Here is a 17342-nt window from a genome sequence, read left to right as displayed (position 1 = left end):
GGAGTGACCATGACCACGATCCTGCAAATCAATTCCGCCGCCCGCTCGCAAGGCGCCCAGTCGACGCTGCTCGTCAACGAATTGACGGCCAAGCTGCAACAATCGAATCCGGGCGCGCAAGTCGTCTCGCGTAATCTGCAGGCCGATCCGCTGCCGCACCTGGACGACAGCGTCCTCGGCGCGTTCTTCACGCCCGCCGACCAGCGCACGCCGGAACAGCAGGCTATCGCCGCACGCAGCGAAGCACTGATCGCCGAACTGCAAGCCGCCGACATCGTCGTGATCGGCGCGCCGCTGTACAACTTCGGCATCTCGTCGCAACTGAAGACGTACTTCGACTGGATCGCCCGCGCTGGCATCACGTTCCAGTACACGGCGAACGGCCCCGAAGGCCTCGTGAAGGGCAAGAAGGTGTTCGTGGTGTCGGCACGCGGCGGCAAGTACCAAGGCACCGCGCACGACAGCCAGACGCCGTACCTGACGTCGTTCCTGGGCTTCCTCGGCATGACCGACGTGAACTTCATCTACGCCGAAGGCCTGAACATGGGCCCGGAAGCTGCCAGCGCAGCGCTCGCCGGCGCGCGCGAAGCCATCGCCGCTGCTTAAGCGATGACGCAGGCCGCGCTTCGTTGCGCGGCAAAGCAAAAACGCCACGAAAGCGATTTCGTGGCGTTTTTTTATGGCGTTTGTGCTGGCGAGAAAAACCTCAGGCGAGCACTTCGCCGACTTCCGGCAAGCGCCATTCGATCGGCTGGCGGCCGTGGGCCTGCAGGTAGGCGTTCGCCTGCACGAAATGCCCGCAGCCCAGAAAGCCGCGATGCGCCGAAAGCGGCGACGGATGCGGCGCTTCCAGCACGCAATGCTTGCCATTGCCGAGCAGCGCGCGCTTGTTCTGCGCATGCGCGCCCCAGAGCATGAACACCAGATTCTGGTGACGCGTGGCGAGTTCGCGGATCAGCGTATCGGTGCAACGTTCCCAGCCGCGCTTCGCATGGCTCGCGGCGTTGGCGCGTTCGACCGTCAGCACGGTGTTGAGCAGCAGCACGCCCTGACGCGCCCAGGCGTCGAGACAACCGTGCGCGGGCGCGTCGATGCCCAGGCTCGCCGCGATCTCCTTGAACATATTGCGCAGCGACGGCGGCGGCCGCACGCCCGGCGGTACCGAAAACGCCAGGCCATGCGCCTGCGGCGTGCCGCGATCGTCGCCGTGATACGGGTCCTGGCCGAGGATCACCACTTTGACGTCGTCGGGCGAGGTCAGGCGCAGCGCGCGGAACACATCGGCGGGATAGACGGTCTTGCCCGCGTCGCGCTCGGCGTCGACGAATGTGCACAGCGGCGCAAAGGCGTCGCTGGCGATGAACGGATCGAGCAGGCCGCGCCACGCAGCGGGCAGGGCGGCGAACTGGTCTTCGAGGCGCGCGGGTGCGGCAGCGGTCTGGGTCATGGTTTTGGCGGGAGCAGGTGCGGGCACGGGTGCGGCGTCTTGCAGGGTTGCTGCGGTGCTCGTGGCAGCCGGCAGCGGAAATTCGTCATCCCCGAACAGCGAAAAAATCGTGATCTGGCGCGGATCGACTTCAGGCAAGGCCGGGTCGTCCAGCGTGGCCTGCGCGAGGTCGGGCAGAGCGTCGTCGAAGAGCGAGGCTTGCACCGACGTCGCGGCGCGCGTGCGTTTCGTGGATGTCATGGGCGGGAAGTGTCGCAGCAAACTCGCGGCGGTTCAATGCGGCGGGCGCGGCGTGGGGCGCTTCGGTATTTGTTGTGCAACTAACTGCGGGTTCGCGCTGAAAGTGTCGGGCGATAAAAAACGGCGCGATTGTATCGCGCCGCCTGAGAGTTCTGGATTTAGCCTTCGCGCAGCCTGTAACCGCGCTGGGCCTTGCTGATGTCGTCCGGGGCGAGGCCCGGCAGCGCTTTCGCGAGTTCATCCGCGAGCGTGTGCAGGGCAGCTTCGTCGCCGTCTTTCAGTTCCAGCTCGATTTCGCAGATGGGCGCGCGGCGGGTTGCACCGTTCACCTCGGCCACGATCTCGCCCTGATCGACCGCCGCTTCGACCTGCGTGCCCGCCACCGTCAAGGTCCAGAGCGTGCGCGTGAAGTCGGTGCGAAAGAGCGGAATCAGGTTCGCAGCCGCGGCGGAAAGCGCCGTCGAAACGCCCGCTTCATCGCATTCGTGCAGCAGCTTGCCGACTTCCAGCGCTTCGCCCGCCACCGGCATTTCCCACTCGTGCCGCGCATGCAGACCATTCTGCGCCACACCCACGGTCTTGAAGGTTTGCAGCCAGCCTTCCGGCGCACGGCGCAGACGCAACGCGCTTTTCGCGCGCGCGAGCGTCAGTTCCGGCGTGTCGAAGTAGATGTTCTCCAGCCGGATCGCGTGGCCAGGCGCGCCCGCGCGCGTTTCGAAGAAACGCAGCGCGGCGTCCACCTGATCCTGCGGCAGCGCGAGCTTGATTTCGCGTTCGATACCCATGACAGCCTGTATCCCGAAACTTAGAAGAACATGCGGGCGAGTTCCGCGCCCGGTTGTTCGGCGCGCATGAACGCCTCGCCGACCAGGAACGAATGCACGGCCAGTTCGCGCATCTTCTCGACATCGGCGCGGGACAGAATGCCCGATTCCGTCACGACGATGCGGTCTTCCGGCACATCGTCGAGCATGCCGATGGTGGTTTGCAGCGTCGTTTCGAAGGTGCGCAGATTACGGTTGTTGATGCCGATGAGCGGCGTCTTCAGCGTGAGCGCGTGCGTGAGTTCTTCGCGGTCGTGCACCTCGACCAGCACGGCGAGGCCGAGCGAGTGCGCCAGTGCTTCGAGATCGCGCATCTGCTGCGGTTCGAGCGCGGCGGCGATCAGCAGGATCGCATCGGCGCCCATCGCGCGCGCTTCGACGATCTGGTACGGATCGACGATGAAGTCCTTGCGCAGCACCGGCAGATCGCACGCGGCGCGCGCGGCCTGCAGATACTCGACGCTGCCCTGGAAGAACTGAACGTCGGTGAGCACGGAAAGGCAGGCGGCGCCGTGATCGGCATACGAGCGCGCGATTTCGGCGGGCTCGAAGTTCTCGCGCAGGATGCCTTTCGATGGGCTGGCCTTCTTCACTTCGGCGATCACAGCCGCCTGGCCGTTCGCGTGTTTCGCACGCATCGCGCCGACGAAGTCGCGCAGATCGCGCGTGCTCGCGGCCAGACGCAGTTCTTCGAGCGGGGCGCTCTGCTCGGCGGCGCGCACTTCTTCGTGCTTCACCGCGATGATTTTCTGGAGGATGTCGCTCATGATGGTCTGCTAAAAACGGTGCTGGATCAGCGGGTTAGCGCTTGAATTGTTGCGTGAAGCGTACCAGTTCATCGACTTTGGCGCGCGCGCGGCCGCTGGCGATGGTCTCGCGTGCAAGCGCGATGCCGTCCGCGATCGAATCGACTACGTTCGCCGAATAGAGCGCCGTGCCGGAATTGAGCGCGACGATTTCGCGCGCCGTGCCCGCTTCGTTCGACAGCGCGCCCAGCAGCATGGCCTTCGATTCGTCGGCGTTTTCGACCTTCAGCGAGCGGTTCGACACCATCTGCAGACCGAAGTCTTCCGGATGAATTTCGTACTCGCGAATCTCGCCGTCCTTCAGTTCGCCCACGAGCGTGGCCGCGCCCAGCGACACTTCGTCCATGCCGTCCTTGCCGTACACCACGAGCACGTGCTTCGCGCCCAGGCGCTGCATCACGCGCACCTGAATCCCGACGAGATCGGCATGGAACACGCCCATCAACTGATTGGGCGCGCCGGCCGGATTGGTGAGCGGGCCGAGGATATTGAAGATGGTGCGCACGCCCAGTTCGCGGCGCACGGCGGCGATGTTCTTCATCGCCGGATGATGGTTGGGCGCGAACATGAAACCCATGCCGGTTTCGGCGATCGACGCGGCAACCTGATCCGGTTGCAGATCGATATTCACGCCGAGCGCGTCGAGCACATCCGCGCTGCCCGATTTGCTGGAGACGCCGCGATTGCCGTGCTTGGCGACCTTCGCGCCCGCCGCCGCCACGACGAACATCGACGCCGTGGAAATATTGAAGGTGTGCGAACCATCGCCGCCCGTACCGACGATATCGATGAAATTCGAGTTGTCCTTCACCTCGACGTGATTCGCGAATTCGCGCATCACCGTCGCGGCCGCCGTGATTTCGCCGATGGTTTCCTTCTTCACGCGCAGGCCGGTAATGATGGCCGACGACAGCACCGGCGACAGCTCGCCGCGCATGATCATGCGCATGAGATGCAGCATCTCGTCGTGGAAGATTTCGCGGTGCTCGATCGTGCGTTGCAGCGCTTCCTGAGGGGTAATCATGTTCGTGCCTCCCGCTTTACGCGCGCTTGGTCTGCTTCAGAAAATTCTCGAAGAGCGCGTGGCCGTGCTCGGAGAGAATCGATTCCGGATGGAACTGCACGCCTTCGACCGCAAGCGTCTTGTGGCGCACGCCCATGATTTCGCCGTCTTCGGTCCACGCGGACACTTCGAGGCAATCGGGCAGCGATTCGCGCTCGATCGCCAGCGAGTGATAGCGCGTGATGTTGAAGTGCTTCGGCAGATCGGCGAACACACCTTTGCAATCGGTTTCGATCTGACTGACCTTGCCGTGCATGATGGTTTTGGCGCGCACGACGCGCCCGCCGAATGCTTCGCCGATAGCCTGATGGCCGAGGCACACGCCCAGAATCGGCGTCTTGCCGGCGAATTCGCGCAGCACGTCGAGCGTGATGCCCGCGTTCTGCGGATTGCTCGGGCCCGGCGAGAGGCAGATGCGCTCGGGGTTGAGCGCCTTGATCTCGTCGATGGTGATTTCGTCGTTACGATGTGTGCGGACGTCTTCGCCAAGCTCGCCGAAGTACTGGACGATGTTGTAGGTAAACGAATCGTAGTTGTCGATCATGAGCAACATGGTCTATCTCCGCTCAAATCAGAAGTCGCTGTCGAGGCCGTCCTGCACCTGCTCGGCGGCGCGCAGCACGGCGCGCGCCTTGTTTTCCGTCTCTTGCCATTCCGACTCGGGCACCGAATCGGCCACCACGCCGGCTGCGGCCTGCACATACAGATTGCCGTTGTGGATGACGCCCGTGCGGATCGTGATGGCCAGATCCATCTCGCCGTTAAACGAGAGATAGCCGACCGCGCCGCCGTACAGGCCGCGCTTCACGGGTTCGAGTTCGTCGATCAGTTCCATCGCGCGCACCTTGGGCGCGCCCGACAGCGTGCCGGCGGGGAAGGTCGCGCGCAGCACGTCGTAATTCGTCATGCCCTGCTTGAGCTTGCCTTCGACCGAACTCACGATGTGCTGCACGTGCGAGTACTTTTCGATGACCATCTTGTCGGTCACCGTCACCGAACCGATTTCGGCGATACGGCCCACGTCATTGCGCGCGAGGTCGATCAGCATGACGTGCTCGGCGATCTCCTTCGGATCGTTGAGCAGTTCGGTCGCGAGTTCGGCGTCGCGCTCGGGCGTGTTGCCGCGCGGACGCGTGCCGGCGAGCGGACGGATCGTCACGATGCGGTCTTCGCCGCGCTGTTCCTGGCGCACCAGAATCTCCGGCGACGCGCCCACCACGTGGAATTCGCCGAAGTTGTAGTAGTACATGTACGGCGACGGGTTCAGCGAACGCAGCGCGCGATACAGCGAGAGCGGATTATCGCGATACGGCTTGGTCAGGCGCTGGCCGACCTGCACCTGCATCAGCTCGCCCGCCGCAATGTATTCCTTCGCCTTGCGCACGGCCGCGAGGTAATCGTCCTTCTTGAATTCGCGATAGGTCTCGGTGCGCACGCTCGCCGTCGTGACCGGCGGCTGCACCGTGGCACGCAGACGCTGCTTGAGCTCACGCAGGCGAAGTTTCGCCTTGGTGTAGGCCTCGGGCGTTTGCGGATCGGCGTAGACGATCAGGTAGAGCTTGCCCGCGAGATTGTCGATCACCGCGACTTCTTCGCTGAGCAGCAGCTGGATGTCGGGCAGGCCGAGATCGTCGGGCGGGCAGGTCGTCGCGAGTTTTTTCTCGATATAACGCACCGCGTCGTAGCCGAAGTAACCGGCCAGGCCGCCGCAGAAACGCGGCAGGCCCGAACGCTGCGCGACCTTGAAGCGCGACTGGTACTGGGCGATGAATTCGAGCGGATCGCCGTTGTGCGTTTCGATCACCTGGCCGTCGCGCACGACTTCCGAGACGCCGTCTTTCACGCGGATCAGCGAGCGTGCGGGCAGGCCGATGAACGAGTAGCGCCCGAAGCGCTCGCCGCCCACGACGGATTCCAGCAGGAAGGAGTTGGCGCCGCCGCGCTCGGGTTGCGCGAGCTTCAGATACAGCGAAAGCGGCGTTTCGAGATCGGCCAGTGCTTCGGCGATCAGCGGGATGCGGTTGTAGCCCTCGTTGGCGAGGGACTGAAATTCGAGTTCGGTCATGTTCCGATCCTGTGCGTGCTGCCGTTCGCGACGTCGGGTGCGGGCCCAGTGCGGCTCAAAAAGGGGCGCGGCGTGTGCGCGATGGCGTCTGTTTTGAGTGCTTGAGTACGCTGGCGCTCGCTCGTGCGGCCCGTTGTCGTGCAGGTGCGCGAGCACTTGCCGGGCCGGAGTGCGGACAATCGGCAGCGAGGTGTGGCGTAGGCGCTGGCGGCCCGGCATGCGCGAGATCGGCATGCAAGGACGGCGAAAGCCCACGGCAAAACCAGCCGACGGGTAACCGCAACAGTGTAGAGACGAGTGGGACGAAACACGCGCAAGCGCGCAGCGAAGTAAAAAACGGAGCTGAAGAGGAGCTTGCGCGCGACTTCAGCGAACCTCGAGTGAGGTTAGCGCGACCAGCGACGCCAGGGCCAGGCTCCCCGGTCGATGCTGCTCAGACTCCGTTTTTTATTCAGAAACATGAGGATAAGGTGACGGTAAGTACAGAACTTAGGTCAGAAGATTGTGTGCTGCGATGGCGTTGGACGCCTCAAGCAGCGTGGCAACTATACCATCCGACTCAATTTTTTGTACAGGTTGGCCGTGATTGTAGCCATAGGGCACCGTGAGCGTTGCCGCACCGGCTGCACGGCCGGCGATCGCGTCGTTTTCCGAATCGCCGATAGCGACGGCCGCCTGCGGTTTCACGCCCAGGCGCTCGCACGCCGTGAGCATGGGCAGCGGATCGGGCTTCTTCTTCGGCAGACTGTCGCCGCCCAGCACGACCTCGAAGTAGCGCGCGAGGCCGTATTGCTGGAGCAGCTCGACGGCAAAGCGATGCGGCTTGTTGGTCACGCAGGCAAGACGAATACCCTGATCGCGCAGCGCGGCCAGACCCGCTTCCACATCGGGATACAGATGCGTGTGGCGGCCGTTGATCTTCGCGTACTCGTCCTGATAAAGCGCCAGCGCTTCGTCGAAGCGCGACTGGGCTTCATCTTGCGCAAAACGCGGGGCGAGCACGCTCTTGATCAAATGTTCCGAACCCTTGCCGACATAACCCATCACTTCTTCGCGCGTGGTTTCCTCGGCGTCGAACTGGGCGAGCATGCCGTTCAGGCCGGCGGCGAAGTCGTCGGCGGTATCGACCATGGTGCCGTCGAGGTCGATCAGCGCCGCTTCGATGCGCGGCGCCGTGAACTTGACGGTGGCGCTCATTGCGCGCCCGCGCCCTTGACCGTGGCGAGCTGCGCGCGCATCTGGTCGATCACCGCCTTGTAATCGGGCTTGCCGAACACGGCCGAACCGGCGACGAAGGTATCTGCGCCTGCTGCGGCGATTTCGGCGATGTTGTCGATCTTCACGCCGCCATCCACTTCAAGGTGAATTTCGCGGCCGGTGCGCGCTGTGTAGGCGTCGATCTTCGCGCGTGCTTCACGCAGCTTGTTGAGCGCTTCGGGAATGAACGACTGGCCGCCGAAGCCCGGGTTCACCGACATGATCAGCACGAGGTCGACCTTGTCCATCACGTGGTCGAGATAGCTCAGCGACGTGGCCGGGTTGAACACCAGACCGGCCTTGCAGCCGTGGTCGCGGATCAGCGACAGCGTGCGGTCGATGTGATCCGAGCCTTCCGGGTGGAAGCTGATCAGGTTCGCGCCGGCCTTGGCGAAATCGGGCACGATGCGGTCGACCGGGCGCACCATCAGATGCACGTCGATGGGCACGTCCACGTGCGGGCGGATCGCCTCGCACACGAGCGGGCCGATGGTGAGGTTCGGCACGTAATGGTTGTCCATCACGTCGAAGTGAATCCAGTCGGCGCCGGCGGCGACAACATTACGGACTTCCTCGCCAAGCCGCGCGAAGTCGGCCGAGAGGATGCTGGGAGCGATGCGGAATTGCGTCATGGCGGCAATCGGAAAGACAGACGGGAAAACCGTATTTTACCGTCAGAGCGAGGGCGGCCTGCTCGTCCGAAGGCGCTTTCCGGCAACGTTGGCCATCCGGCCAGGACGGTGCACCGCGCTGGTGCGAAAGCAGACGAAGCCGACCGCGCGGGGACAGACTGGCGAGCCGCGCCGGAGGCGGATCTGCGGGCGATGCCGGGTTGCGGGGGGCGGGCGCATCAAGCAGAATGCCATCCCATGTCCCCCGCATATCGGGCGGCCCGTCACAGCGGCCAAGTGGCCCGGCACATGGAACAAGGATGAGTCAGTACGAATTCAGCGTGACCTCGCAGGTGCGCTACCTGCCCGAAGAATCGGACCCGGAGCGCCGGCAATATGCTTTCGCCTACACGCTGACGATTCGCAACACCGGCCAGGTGAGCGCGCAACTGATCGCGCGCCATTGGGTCATCACGGACAGCGAAGACCACGTGCAGGAAGTGAAGGGGCTCGGCGTGGTCGGCCATCAGCCGTTGCTCAAGCCAGGCGAGCAGTTCGAGTACACGAGCTGGGCCGTGATCGCCACGCCCGTAGGCACGATGCGCGGCGAATACTTCTGCGTGGCCGAAGACGCCGAGCGCTTCGAGGCACCCGTGCCCGAGTTCGTCCTGCGCATGCCGCGCACGCTTCACTGAACTGAAGCGTTGGCGCGCGCCATTTCACCTGTTGCCGTTATCGTTTTGAACCGTTGCCCGAATTTGGGGTCTGCTAGTCACGCCGGTCGTGCGGGGCTCGCTTTTTCCTGCCCGACGCGGTCCATACAACGATGAAAATCAACAGGAAGAGCGCGAGCAGCGCTTCCAGCCCAAACATGAGCATCGGGTATTCGTCGAGCAGATCAGACATGGCGGCTTCCATCGAAAACAACGCAGATTGTGCGCCAGAATTGGCGCGCACTTCCGGCCTGATGCCGGAATTAACGGCGGCGCGCGCATCGGTGCGCCGGTTCATTTCGACGCGTGCGACGAAGCGCGCGGGCACGCGGCTCGGCAAGCAGGTCGCCGGCTGGATCGGTGCGGCAACGCTCGCGGCATTGCTGGCCGCGTGCGGCGGTTCGAACTACACGCGCACGGCGCCGCCCAAGGGCGCGCCCACCTTGCCCGGCCAGATCGCGGCCGCGCGTCTCACGCCGGTGGCGTGGCAGCAGGTGCCAGGCTGGCAGGACGATTCGCTGATTGGCGCGACGGCCGCGCTGCGCGCCAACTGCACGCGGCTGGCGCGCGAACCGCGCTGGCAGCGCGCCTGTGCGGCGGCTTCGCAACTCGACGATCTCGACGCCTCGGGCGCGCGCACCTTCTTCGAGACGTACTTCACGCCGTATCAATTCGCCAATAACGACGGCACGCTCGACGGTCTCGTGACCGGTTACTACGAGCCGCTGCTGCATGGCTCGCGCACGCGCCACGGCATTTATCAGACTGCGCTGTATCGCTGGCCGTCCGGTTATCGCGCGGGCACGCCGCTGCCGGTACGCGCGCAGCTCGAGCGCTCTGGCGTGCTCAACGGCAACGAACTTGTCTGGGTCGACGATCCGATCGAAGCGTTCTTCCTGCAGGTGCAGGGCTCGGGGCGCGTCGTCATGGAAGACGGCAGCGTGATGCGCGTGGGCTTTGGCGGCACCAACAATCAGCCGTACAAGTCGATTGGCCGCTGGCTGCTCGATCGCGGGGAACTCACGCCCGCGCAGGCGACCATGCAGGGCATCAAGGCCTGGGCGCGCGCAAATCCGACGCGCGTCGATGCGCTGCTCGATACCAATCCGCGCTTCGTGTTCTTCCGCGAAATGCCGTCGGCCGAGAGCGCGGCGCAAGGTGGCGCAGATGGCCCGATCGGCGCGCTGGGTGTGCCGCTCACGCCGGAGCGCTCGATTGCCGTCGATCCTTCGTCGATCCCGTTGGGCACGCCGGTGTTTTTGACGACCACGCGACCGCTCACGAACACGCCGCTCAATCGCCTCGTGTTCGCGCAGGACACGGGCACGGCGATCAAGGGCGGCGTGCGCGCCGACTACTTCTGGGGTCTCGGCGACGACGCGGGCGACCTGGCCGGCAAGATGAAGCAGGGCGGCCGCATGTGGCTGCTGTTCCCGAATTCCTGAGCGCTTTCGCGACGCTCGGGCAGATGTGAAAAGCCGGCTCATGCCGGCTTTTTTGTTGCTGCATGCGTTGTTCGATTCGCTGAGCTTATTTAGGCCGCTTGTCGATCACGCGGCGCGCCTTGCCGACCGAACGCTCGATACCGTTCACATCCAGCACATTGATCTTCGCCGTCACGCCGATCAGCGCCTTGATGTCGTAAGCGAGCGCCTTCGCCGCGGCATCGAGCGCGCCATAGTCGGGCGCGGTTTCGGGGCAGGGCTCGCAGTTCAGCGTCATCACGTCCATCGGCCCTTCCTTGGTGAGGACGATCTGATAGTGCGGCGCGAGCGCGGGCTGCTTGAGCAGCAGTTCTTCGATCTGCGTGGGGAACACGTTCACGCCGCGGATGATGAGCATGTCGTCCGAGCGGCCCGTGATCTTTTCCATGCGGCGCATGGTGCGCGCGGTGCCTGGCAGCAGACGCGTGAGATCGCGCGTGCGATAGCGGACGATCGGCAGCGCTTCCTTCGTGAGCGAGGTGAAAACGAGTTCGCCGAATTCGCCGTCGGGCAGCACTTCGCCGGTATCCGGGTCGATGATCTCGGGATAGAAGTGGTCTTCCCAGATGGTCGGGCCATCCTGGGTTTCGGCGCACTCGGACGCCACGCCCGGACCCATGACTTCGGAGAGCCCATAAATATCGACGGCCTTGATGCCCATGCGCTTTTCGATCGCCGTACGCATGTCGTTGGTCCACGGCTCCGCACCGAAGATGCCGATGCGCAGCGACGTCGACGCCGGATCGATTCCCTGACGCTCCATCTCATCGGCGATCGCCAGCATGTAGCTGGGCGTGACCATGATGATGTCGGGGCGGAAATCCTGGATCAGTTGCACCTGTTTTTCAGTCTGGCCGCCGCCGAACGGAATCACCGTGAGACCCGCGCGCTCCGCGCCGTAATGCGCGCCGAGACCGCCCGTGAACAGACCGTAGCCGTAGCTGATATGCACCTTGTCGCCACGCTGCGCGCCCGCCGCCCGCACCGACCGCGCGACGAGATTCGCCCACGTATCGATATCCTTCGCCGTATAGCCGACCACCGTAGGCTTGCCCGTCGTACCCGACGACGCGTGAATGCGCGAAATCTGCTCCTGCGGCACCGCGAACATCCCGAACGGATAGCTGTCGCGCAGATCCTTCTTGGTCGTGAACGGGAAGCGCGCGAGATCGGCGAGCGTTTTCAGTTCGGACGGATGGACGCCCGCTTCGTCGAACTTGCGCCGATATACCGGCGAATGCTCGTACGCGTGAGTGAGCGACCATTTCAGCCGTTCGAGCTGAAGCGCCGCGAGTTCTTCGCGGCTGGCCGTTTCGATCGGCTCGAGCGGCAGCGTGGTAGTCATGAATGTCTCCGTAACTATAAGAATGGTTTGCGGGGCGGGCTGGCTTTTTGTTCAGTCTTCCGCCTGGCCTTCGATGGGAATCACGGTGCCGCGAATCTGTGCGGATTTGCCTCTGAATATCGCCACCGCTTCGCCTGCGCGGTTCGTCACGCGGATGTCGTAGATGCCGGTGCGGCCGGATAGCACCTGTTCGACGGCTTCGGCGGTGAGCACGTCGTCGGGCTGGACCGGGCGCAGGAATTCGATCGCACAACCCGCCGCGACCGTGTTTGCGTTGTACGAGTTGCACGCGAACGCGAAGGTCGAATCGGCCAGCGTGAAGATCATGCCGCCGTGGCAGATCTGATGACCGTTGAGAAACTCGGGCCGCACGGCCATGGACAGGCGCGCGTAGCCGGCGCGCACTTCGAGCAGTTCCATGCCGAGCGCGCGGCTGCACCCATCGGTTTCGTACATGGCCTGCGCGGTGGCGCGTGCGAGTTCGTCGGGCGACATGTCGGCGTGGGCGCGAATCGATGCGGATGTGGACATATCAGCGACCCTCGAAGCGCGGTGCGCGTTTTTCGATGAAGGCCTGCACGCCTTCCGCGTAATCATGCGAATTGCCGAGTTCGCGTTGCCGGTCGCGTTCGAGATCGAGCTGCTGGTCGAGCGTATTCGTGGCCGAGGCGCGCAAGGCTTCACGCGTAGCGACAATAGCGCGCGTGGGCTGCTTTGCGAGTTGTGCGGCAAATGCGGTGGCCGTGGCCGCGAGTTCGGCGTCATCCGTCACTTGCCAGACGAGGCCCCAGCTTTCGGCTTTTTCGGCGCTGAGTTTGTCGCCGGTCATTGCCAGTCCGAGCGCGCGCGCCATGCCCACGCGCTTTGGCAGGAACCATGTGCCGCCCGAATCCGGCACGAGGCCGATTTTCACGAAAGCCTGAATAAAGCTCGCGCTGCGCGCGGCCAGCACGAGATCGCAGGCGAGTGCGAGATTCGCGCCTGCGCCGGCGGCCGTGCCGTTGACGGCGGCGATCACCGGCATCGGCAGCGCCTGCAGCCTTCTGATGAGCGGATTGAAATGCGTGTCGATGAGCGCGCCCAGATCGGTCATCGCGCCCGGCGTGAAATCGAGATCGGCGAGATCCTGGCCTGCGCAAAAACCGCGACCCGCACCGGTCAGCACGAGCGCGCGCGAACCGGCTTTTTCGACTTCGTCGAGCGCCTGTGCGAGTTCGCCGTGCATGGCGCGCGTGAAGCTGTTGAGCTTGTCCGGGCGGTTCAGTGTGATTGTCGCGACATGCGTGGAAGGGTCGATTTCGACGCGGATCGTTTCAAAGGGCATTGCCTGTCTCCTCCTGTATCCGCCGCGCCTGCCGCCCGGCGGTGTGCTACGCCGTTCTGTTGCCGCTCAGACCCGCTCGATGGCGAGTGCAATGCCCTGACCGACGCCGATACACATCGTGCAGAGCGCATAGCGCCCCTGCGTACGTTCGAGTTGATGCAGCGCTGTTGTGACCAGGCGCGCGCCTGATGCGCCCAGCGGATGACCGAGCGCGATGGCGCCGCCGTTCGGGTTCACGCGCGCATCGTCGTCGGCGATGCCGAGTGCGCGCAGTACCGCGAGCCCTTGCGAGGCGAAGGCTTCGTTGAGCTCGATCACGTCGAACTGGTCGATCGTCATGCCGAGCTGCTTGAGCAGCTTCTGCGTGGCGGGCGCGGGACCGAAGCCCATGATGCGCGGCTCGACGCCGGCCGTGGCCATGCCCAGCACGCGGGCGCGACGGCGCAGGCCGTACTGGCTGGCGGCGGTGTCGCTGGCGAGCAGCAGCGCGCAGGCGCCGTCGTTCACGCCCGATGCATTGCCCGCAGTGACCGTGCCATCCGGCTTCACTACGCCTTTGAGTTTGCCGAGTGCTTCGAGCGACGTTTCGCGCGGATGCTCGTCGAGCGTTACGCGCACGGGATCGCCTTTCTTCTGTGCAATCTCGACCGGAACGATTTCCTGCGCGAGCGTGCCGTCTTGTTGTGCGCGTGCGGCTTTCTGCTGGCTGCGCAGCGCGAACGCGTCTTGATCGGCGCGGCTGATGTTGAAATCGACCGCGACGTTCTCTGCGGTTTCCGGCATCGAATCGACGCCGTATTGCTGCTTCATCAGCTTGTTGACGAAACGCCAGCCGATCGTGGTGTCGTAAATGGCGGATTCGCGCGAAAAGGCCGATGCTGCCTTGCCCACGACGAACGGCGCGCGCGTCATGCTTTCGACGCCGCCCGCGATCATCAGATGCGCCTCGCCTGCCTTGATGGCGCGCGCGGCGCTGCCCACCGCATCGAGCCCCGAGCCGCACAGCCGGTTGAGCGTGGCGCCGGGCGCGTCCGCCGGCAAGCCCGCAAGCAACGCGGACATACGCGCGACGTTGCGATTGTCTTCGCCCGCCTGGTTGGCGCAGCCGTAGAGAATGTCGTCGAGCGCGCGCCAGTCCACGCCGGGATTGCGCTCGACAAGCGCGCGGATGGGCACGGCGCCGAGGTCGTCGGCGCGCACGTCCTTGAGGGCGCCGCCGTAGCGGCCGAACGGAGTGCGAATCGCATCGCAGATATAGGCTTCGGTCATCTCGGATTCCTGCGGCACGAGCGCGGAAGTGCACTCGTGCCGGACATGCTAGAGGGAAGGGGATTCGTGCGCCATTCGGCCAAACGGCATAGGCCGTTTAGCCGACTGTTGCCGCAGCCGCTTTCGGTTCAACATGGACGCGGCTTTGAACCACGCGGAAGCGGTTCGCCACGAATGCGGCGTCGGCCAGCGCGGCGTTGGCGGCGGGGTTCGCGCCGGTGCCGTGGAAATCCGAGAAAGCCGCCGACTGATTCACGAACACGCCACCCGTCAGATTGATCGACAGCGCTACGCCGCCGGTGATCGCGGTGTCGTGAGCGGCGTCGATCACCGCGTCGCTCGTGCTGTATACAGAGAGCGTGAGTGCGCCGTGGTCGCGTGCGGTCGTGCCGGCGATATCGAGCGACTGCGCGGTGGAGTCGGTCGCGATCACGAACGAGATCGGGCCGAACCATTCGCGCGTGAACGAGGCGGCGTCGCGGGCCGCGTCGAGCGAGAGGACAAGCGGCGTGCGCACGCGTGCGCCAGGGAATTGCGGGTGCTCGAGGGTTTGGCTATCGGCGAGTACGGTGCCCAGCTTGCGCGCCTCGTCGATGCGGGCGGTCACGCCGTCGTTCTGGATCGCGCCGAGCACTTCCACGGCGCGTGCCGGATCGGCCACGAATTTCGTGACGGCGCCGGCGATGGCTTGTGCCACGGCTTCGAAGCTCACGTGGCCTTCGGCGGTCTCGATACCATCGCGCGGCACATAGATGTTCTGCGGCGCGGTGCACATCTGGCCCGAGTAAAGCGAGAGCGAGAAGGCGATGTTGCGTGCGGCGGTTTTCAGGTCGGATACGGAATCGATCACGATCTGGTTCACGCCGGCTTTCTCGGTATAGACCTGCGCCTGGTGGGCATTGCGTTCGAGCCAGTCGCCGTTCTGCGTGCTGCCGGTGAAATCGATCAGCTTGATTTCCGGGCGCCGTGCGAGTTGCTGGACGAGCGCGCCGTCGTTGGGATCGGTCGCCAGCAGCGTGACGACGTTCGGATCGAAGCCGGCTTCGCGGAGCACGTCGCGCGCGATGCGCACGGTGATCGCGAGCGGCAAAATCGCGCCGGGGTGCGGCTTGACGATGACCGTATTGCCGGTCGCCAGATCGGCGAACAGGCCCGGATAGCCGTTCCAGGTCGGGAAGGTGCAGCAGCCGAGCACGAGACCGGTACCGCGCGGCACGACGGCGAAGCGCTTTTGCATCGCGAGCGGCGGATTCTTGCCTTGCGGCTTTTCCCAGTGCGCATCGGCCGGAATGCGACGCAGCTGATCCCACGCATAGGTGACCGCTTCGAGCGCGCGGTCCTGAGCGTGCGGGCCACCTGCCTGGAAGGCCATCATGTAGGCCTGGCCGGTCGTATGCATCACGCTGAACGCAATTTCGAAGCTCGCGCGATTCAGTCGCTCGAGAATTTCGAGGCTTACGCCGACCCATGCCTGCGGGCCGGCTGCGCGCCAGTCGCGTTGCGCCTGCTGGGCGGCGTCGATCAGCTGATCGGGCGTCGATTTCGGATAGCGCGCACCGAGCGCGAAGCCAAACGGCGAAGTCTCGCTGCCGACGGTTTCTCCGGTCGAGGGCTGATCGAGTTCGAAGCTGCGATCGAGGTGCGCCTTGAACGCGGCTTCGCCCTCTGCGCTGGCGGTTTCCCCGTACACTTTGGGGCTCGGCATTTCGCTGAACGGGCTCCAGTACCCGCGTGTTTCGATGGCGGCCAACGCTTTCTGCAGCAGGCCTTCGTGCTTGGCGAACAACGGATGTGTCATGGCTCGACTTGAATTGAGGGGTGAGTAGAGGCCCGTGCCAATTAATTGACCGACCGGTTGGTTGGCAAATGTTAGCATTAGTCAAACTTCGGCGTAAAAGATTTTTTTGGGGACTTTCTTTAGAGGGAAGGAGGACGTATGGGGTACGAAAACATCCTGGTCGAGACGCGCGGCAAAGTCGGCCTGATCACCTTGAATCGCCCGAAAGCGCTCAATGCGCTGAACGATGCGTTGATGGACGAACTGGGTGCGGCGCTGAAGGCGTTCGACGCGGATGAAGGTATCGGCGCGATCGTCATCACGGGCAGCGAGAAAGCGTTCGCCGCAGGCGCCGACATCGGCATGATGGCGAGCTACAGCTTCATGGATGTCTACAAGGGCGACTACATCACGCGCAACTGGGAGACGATCCGCTCGATCCGCAAGCCGATCATCGCGGCGGTCGCGGGCTTCGCGCTGGGCGGCGGCTGCGAACTGGCGATGATGTGCGACATGGTCTTCGCGGCCGACACCGCCAGGTTCGGGCAGCCGGAAATCAAGCTCGGCGTCATTCCGGGTGCGGGCGGGACGCAGCGCCTGCCGCGCGCGGTCTCCAAAGCAAAGGCGATGGATCTGTGCCTGACGGCGCGAATGATGGATGCAAATGAAGCCGAGAGGGCTGGACTGGTGTCGCGTGTGATTCCGGCTGCGGATCTGCTCACGGAGACGATCGCTGCCGCGACGACCATCAGCGAGTATTCATTGCCCGCAGTCATGATGGCCAAGGAGGCGGTGAATCGCGCCTACGAGACAACGCTTGCCGAGGGCGTGCATTTCGAGCGCCGCATGTTCCACTCGCTGTTTGCGACCGAAGATCAGAAGGAAGGGATGGCCGCGTTCGTTGAGAAGCGCAAACCGGCGTTCAAGAACAAATAAGCGGTGCGCGGGCGAGGGCGGGTGGATTTTTTGCAGCCACCCCCTTGCGGGGCGACGTCCATAGCGCTAAGATTCGCCCCCTTCGCTGCACGCCGTACCGCAGCGAAGCCGCCGACGAAACACGGCGGTTCGATCTGGCAGCATCTTTTAAGCAGTAGCGTAAAAAAAGATGTTGACGAAA

The 17342-nt window shown here is 64.3% G+C and carries 17 protein-coding genes; 4 read left to right on the top strand and 13 right to left on the bottom strand.

What is annotated here, in order from left to right:
* Positions 1–9 precede the first annotated feature (9 nt).
* Positions 10–606 carry an FMN-dependent NADH-azoreductase gene (locus U5A67_RS32150; protein ID WP_205987724.1) on the top strand — a complete coding sequence of 199 codons (597 nt, stop codon included), beginning with the start codon at positions 10–12 and terminating at the stop codon, positions 604–606.
* Between the two features lie 100 nt (positions 607–706).
* On the opposite strand, the gene U5A67_RS32145 is transcribed toward U5A67_RS32150, so the two are convergent.
* From U5A67_RS32145 to rpe, 8 genes are all read right to left on the bottom strand, one after another.
* Positions 707–1687 (bottom strand): uracil-DNA glycosylase, encoded by a 981-nt coding sequence (locus U5A67_RS32145; RefSeq protein WP_321817550.1) that lies wholly within the window; start codon positions 1685–1687, stop codon positions 707–709.
* Positions 1688–1845: 158 nt separating this feature from the next.
* Positions 1846–2472, bottom strand: a complete 627-nt coding sequence (locus U5A67_RS32140; RefSeq protein ID WP_321817549.1) for a CYTH domain-containing protein — start codon at positions 2470–2472, stop codon at positions 1846–1848.
* A gap of 20 nt (positions 2473–2492) precedes the next feature.
* Positions 2493–3278 carry an indole-3-glycerol phosphate synthase TrpC gene (gene trpC / locus U5A67_RS32135; protein ID WP_321817548.1) on the bottom strand — a complete coding sequence of 262 codons (786 nt, stop codon included), beginning with the start codon at positions 3276–3278 and terminating at the stop codon, positions 2493–2495.
* 34 nt (positions 3279–3312) lie between these two features.
* Positions 3313–4341, bottom strand: a complete 1029-nt coding sequence (gene trpD / locus U5A67_RS32130; RefSeq protein WP_321817547.1) for an anthranilate phosphoribosyltransferase — start codon at positions 4339–4341, stop codon at positions 3313–3315.
* Positions 4342–4357: 16 nt separating this feature from the next.
* Positions 4358–4933, bottom strand: coding sequence for an anthranilate synthase component II (locus tag U5A67_RS32125; RefSeq protein ID WP_027819241.1), 576 nt, complete (start codon positions 4931–4933; stop codon positions 4358–4360).
* A gap of 18 nt (positions 4934–4951) precedes the next feature.
* The gene (trpE, locus tag U5A67_RS32120; protein WP_205987729.1) at positions 4952–6445 is read right to left on the bottom strand and encodes an anthranilate synthase component I; all 1494 of its coding nucleotides are present in this window, start codon (positions 6443–6445) and stop codon (positions 4952–4954) included.
* Between the two features lie 489 nt (positions 6446–6934).
* The gene (locus tag U5A67_RS32115) at positions 6935–7642 is read right to left on the bottom strand and encodes a phosphoglycolate phosphatase (protein WP_205987730.1); all 708 of its coding nucleotides are present in this window, start codon (positions 7640–7642) and stop codon (positions 6935–6937) included.
* A complete protein-coding gene (rpe, locus tag U5A67_RS32110; protein WP_205987731.1) occupies positions 7639–8334 on the bottom strand; it encodes a ribulose-phosphate 3-epimerase in 696 nt (231 codons plus the stop codon). The genes U5A67_RS32115 and rpe overlap by 4 nt, the downstream gene beginning before the upstream one ends.
* A gap of 299 nt (positions 8335–8633) precedes the next feature.
* Between rpe and apaG the strand changes: the two genes are divergently transcribed.
* A complete protein-coding gene (gene apaG, locus U5A67_RS32105; protein ID WP_205987732.1) occupies positions 8634–9008 on the top strand; it encodes a Co2+/Mg2+ efflux protein ApaG in 375 nt (124 codons plus the stop codon).
* Between the two features lie 131 nt (positions 9009–9139).
* Positions 9140–10471 (top strand): murein transglycosylase A, encoded by a 1332-nt coding sequence (locus U5A67_RS32095; protein ID WP_415767970.1) that lies wholly within the window; start codon positions 9140–9142, stop codon positions 10469–10471.
* Between the two features lie 85 nt (positions 10472–10556).
* On the opposite strand, the gene paaK is transcribed toward U5A67_RS32095, so the two are convergent.
* The 5 genes from paaK to paaN form a co-directional block, all read right to left on the bottom strand.
* The gene (gene paaK, locus U5A67_RS32090) at positions 10557–11855 is read right to left on the bottom strand and encodes a phenylacetate--CoA ligase PaaK (protein ID WP_205987733.1); all 1299 of its coding nucleotides are present in this window, start codon (positions 11853–11855) and stop codon (positions 10557–10559) included.
* A 51-nt stretch (positions 11856–11906) separates the two neighbouring features.
* Positions 11907–12386: a hydroxyphenylacetyl-CoA thioesterase PaaI gene (paaI, locus tag U5A67_RS32085; protein ID WP_321817545.1), complete on the bottom strand. Its 480-nt coding sequence runs from the start codon at positions 12384–12386 to the stop codon at positions 11907–11909.
* A gap of 1 nt (position 12387) precedes the next feature.
* Positions 12388–13179 carry a 2-(1,2-epoxy-1,2-dihydrophenyl)acetyl-CoA isomerase PaaG gene (gene paaG, locus U5A67_RS32080; protein ID WP_321817544.1) on the bottom strand — a complete coding sequence of 264 codons (792 nt, stop codon included), beginning with the start codon at positions 13177–13179 and terminating at the stop codon, positions 12388–12390.
* A 66-nt stretch (positions 13180–13245) separates the two neighbouring features.
* Positions 13246–14448: a 3-oxoadipyl-CoA thiolase gene (pcaF, locus tag U5A67_RS32075; protein ID WP_321817543.1), complete on the bottom strand. Its 1203-nt coding sequence runs from the start codon at positions 14446–14448 to the stop codon at positions 13246–13248.
* A 97-nt stretch (positions 14449–14545) separates the two neighbouring features.
* Positions 14546–16246: a phenylacetic acid degradation protein PaaN gene (paaN, locus tag U5A67_RS32070; RefSeq protein WP_321817542.1), complete on the bottom strand. Its 1701-nt coding sequence runs from the start codon at positions 16244–16246 to the stop codon at positions 14546–14548.
* A gap of 138 nt (positions 16247–16384) precedes the next feature.
* Here paaN and U5A67_RS32065 point away from each other — a divergent pair, with 138 nt between their 5' ends.
* Positions 16385–17161, top strand: coding sequence for an enoyl-CoA hydratase (locus U5A67_RS32065; RefSeq protein WP_321817541.1), 777 nt, complete (start codon positions 16385–16387; stop codon positions 17159–17161).
* The last annotated feature ends 181 nt before the right edge of the window (positions 17162–17342 follow it).

The organism is Paraburkholderia sp. J69-1 (genome assembly GCF_905220255.1).
Lineage (GTDB): Bacteria > Pseudomonadota > Gammaproteobacteria > Burkholderiales > Burkholderiaceae > Paraburkholderia.
The sequence above is the reverse complement of the archived record's forward strand: the minus strand, read 5'-3'. Positions and strand labels throughout refer to the sequence as shown.

Excerpts from the sequence above, each read along its gene's own strand:
- U5A67_RS32140 (WP_321817549.1), bottom strand. The coding sequence starts at position 2,472 with ATGGGTATCGAACGCGAAATCAAGCTCGCGCTGCCGCAGGATCAGGTG.
- U5A67_RS32125 (WP_027819241.1), bottom strand. The coding sequence starts at position 4,933 with ATGTTGCTCATGATCGACAACTACGATTCGTTTACCTACAACATCGTC.
- paaK (WP_205987733.1), bottom strand. The coding sequence starts at position 11,855 with ATGACTACCACGCTGCCGCTCGAGCCGATCGAAACGGCCAGCCGCGAA.
- trpD (WP_321817547.1), bottom strand. The coding sequence starts at position 4,341 with ATGATTACCCCTCAGGAAGCGCTGCAACGCACGATCGAGCACCGCGAA.
- pcaF (WP_321817543.1), bottom strand. The coding sequence starts at position 14,448 with ATGACCGAAGCCTATATCTGCGATGCGATTCGCACTCCGTTCGGCCGC.
- apaG (WP_205987732.1), top strand. The coding sequence starts at position 8,634 with ATGAGTCAGTACGAATTCAGCGTGACCTCGCAGGTGCGCTACCTGCCC.
- trpE (WP_205987729.1), bottom strand. The coding sequence starts at position 6,445 with ATGACCGAACTCGAATTTCAGTCCCTCGCCAACGAGGGCTACAACCGC.
- U5A67_RS32145 (WP_321817550.1), bottom strand. The coding sequence starts at position 1,687 with ATGACATCCACGAAACGCACGCGCGCCGCGACGTCGGTGCAAGCCTCG.
- paaI (WP_321817545.1), bottom strand. The coding sequence starts at position 12,386 with ATGTCCACATCCGCATCGATTCGCGCCCACGCCGACATGTCGCCCGAC.
- U5A67_RS32095 (WP_415767970.1), top strand. The coding sequence starts at position 9,140 with ATGAAAATCAACAGGAAGAGCGCGAGCAGCGCTTCCAGCCCAAACATG.
- U5A67_RS32115 (WP_205987730.1), bottom strand. The coding sequence starts at position 7,642 with ATGAGCGCCACCGTCAAGTTCACGGCGCCGCGCATCGAAGCGGCGCTG.
- rpe (WP_205987731.1), bottom strand. The coding sequence starts at position 8,334 with ATGACGCAATTCCGCATCGCTCCCAGCATCCTCTCGGCCGACTTCGCG.
- U5A67_RS32065 (WP_321817541.1), top strand. The coding sequence starts at position 16,385 with ATGGGGTACGAAAACATCCTGGTCGAGACGCGCGGCAAAGTCGGCCTG.
- U5A67_RS32150 (WP_205987724.1), top strand. The coding sequence starts at position 10 with ATGACCACGATCCTGCAAATCAATTCCGCCGCCCGCTCGCAAGGCGCC.
- trpC (WP_321817548.1), bottom strand. The coding sequence starts at position 3,278 with ATGAGCGACATCCTCCAGAAAATCATCGCGGTGAAGCACGAAGAAGTG.
- paaG (WP_321817544.1), bottom strand. The coding sequence starts at position 13,179 with ATGCCCTTTGAAACGATCCGCGTCGAAATCGACCCTTCCACGCATGTC.
- paaN (WP_321817542.1), bottom strand. The coding sequence starts at position 16,246 with ATGACACATCCGTTGTTCGCCAAGCACGAAGGCCTGCTGCAGAAAGCG.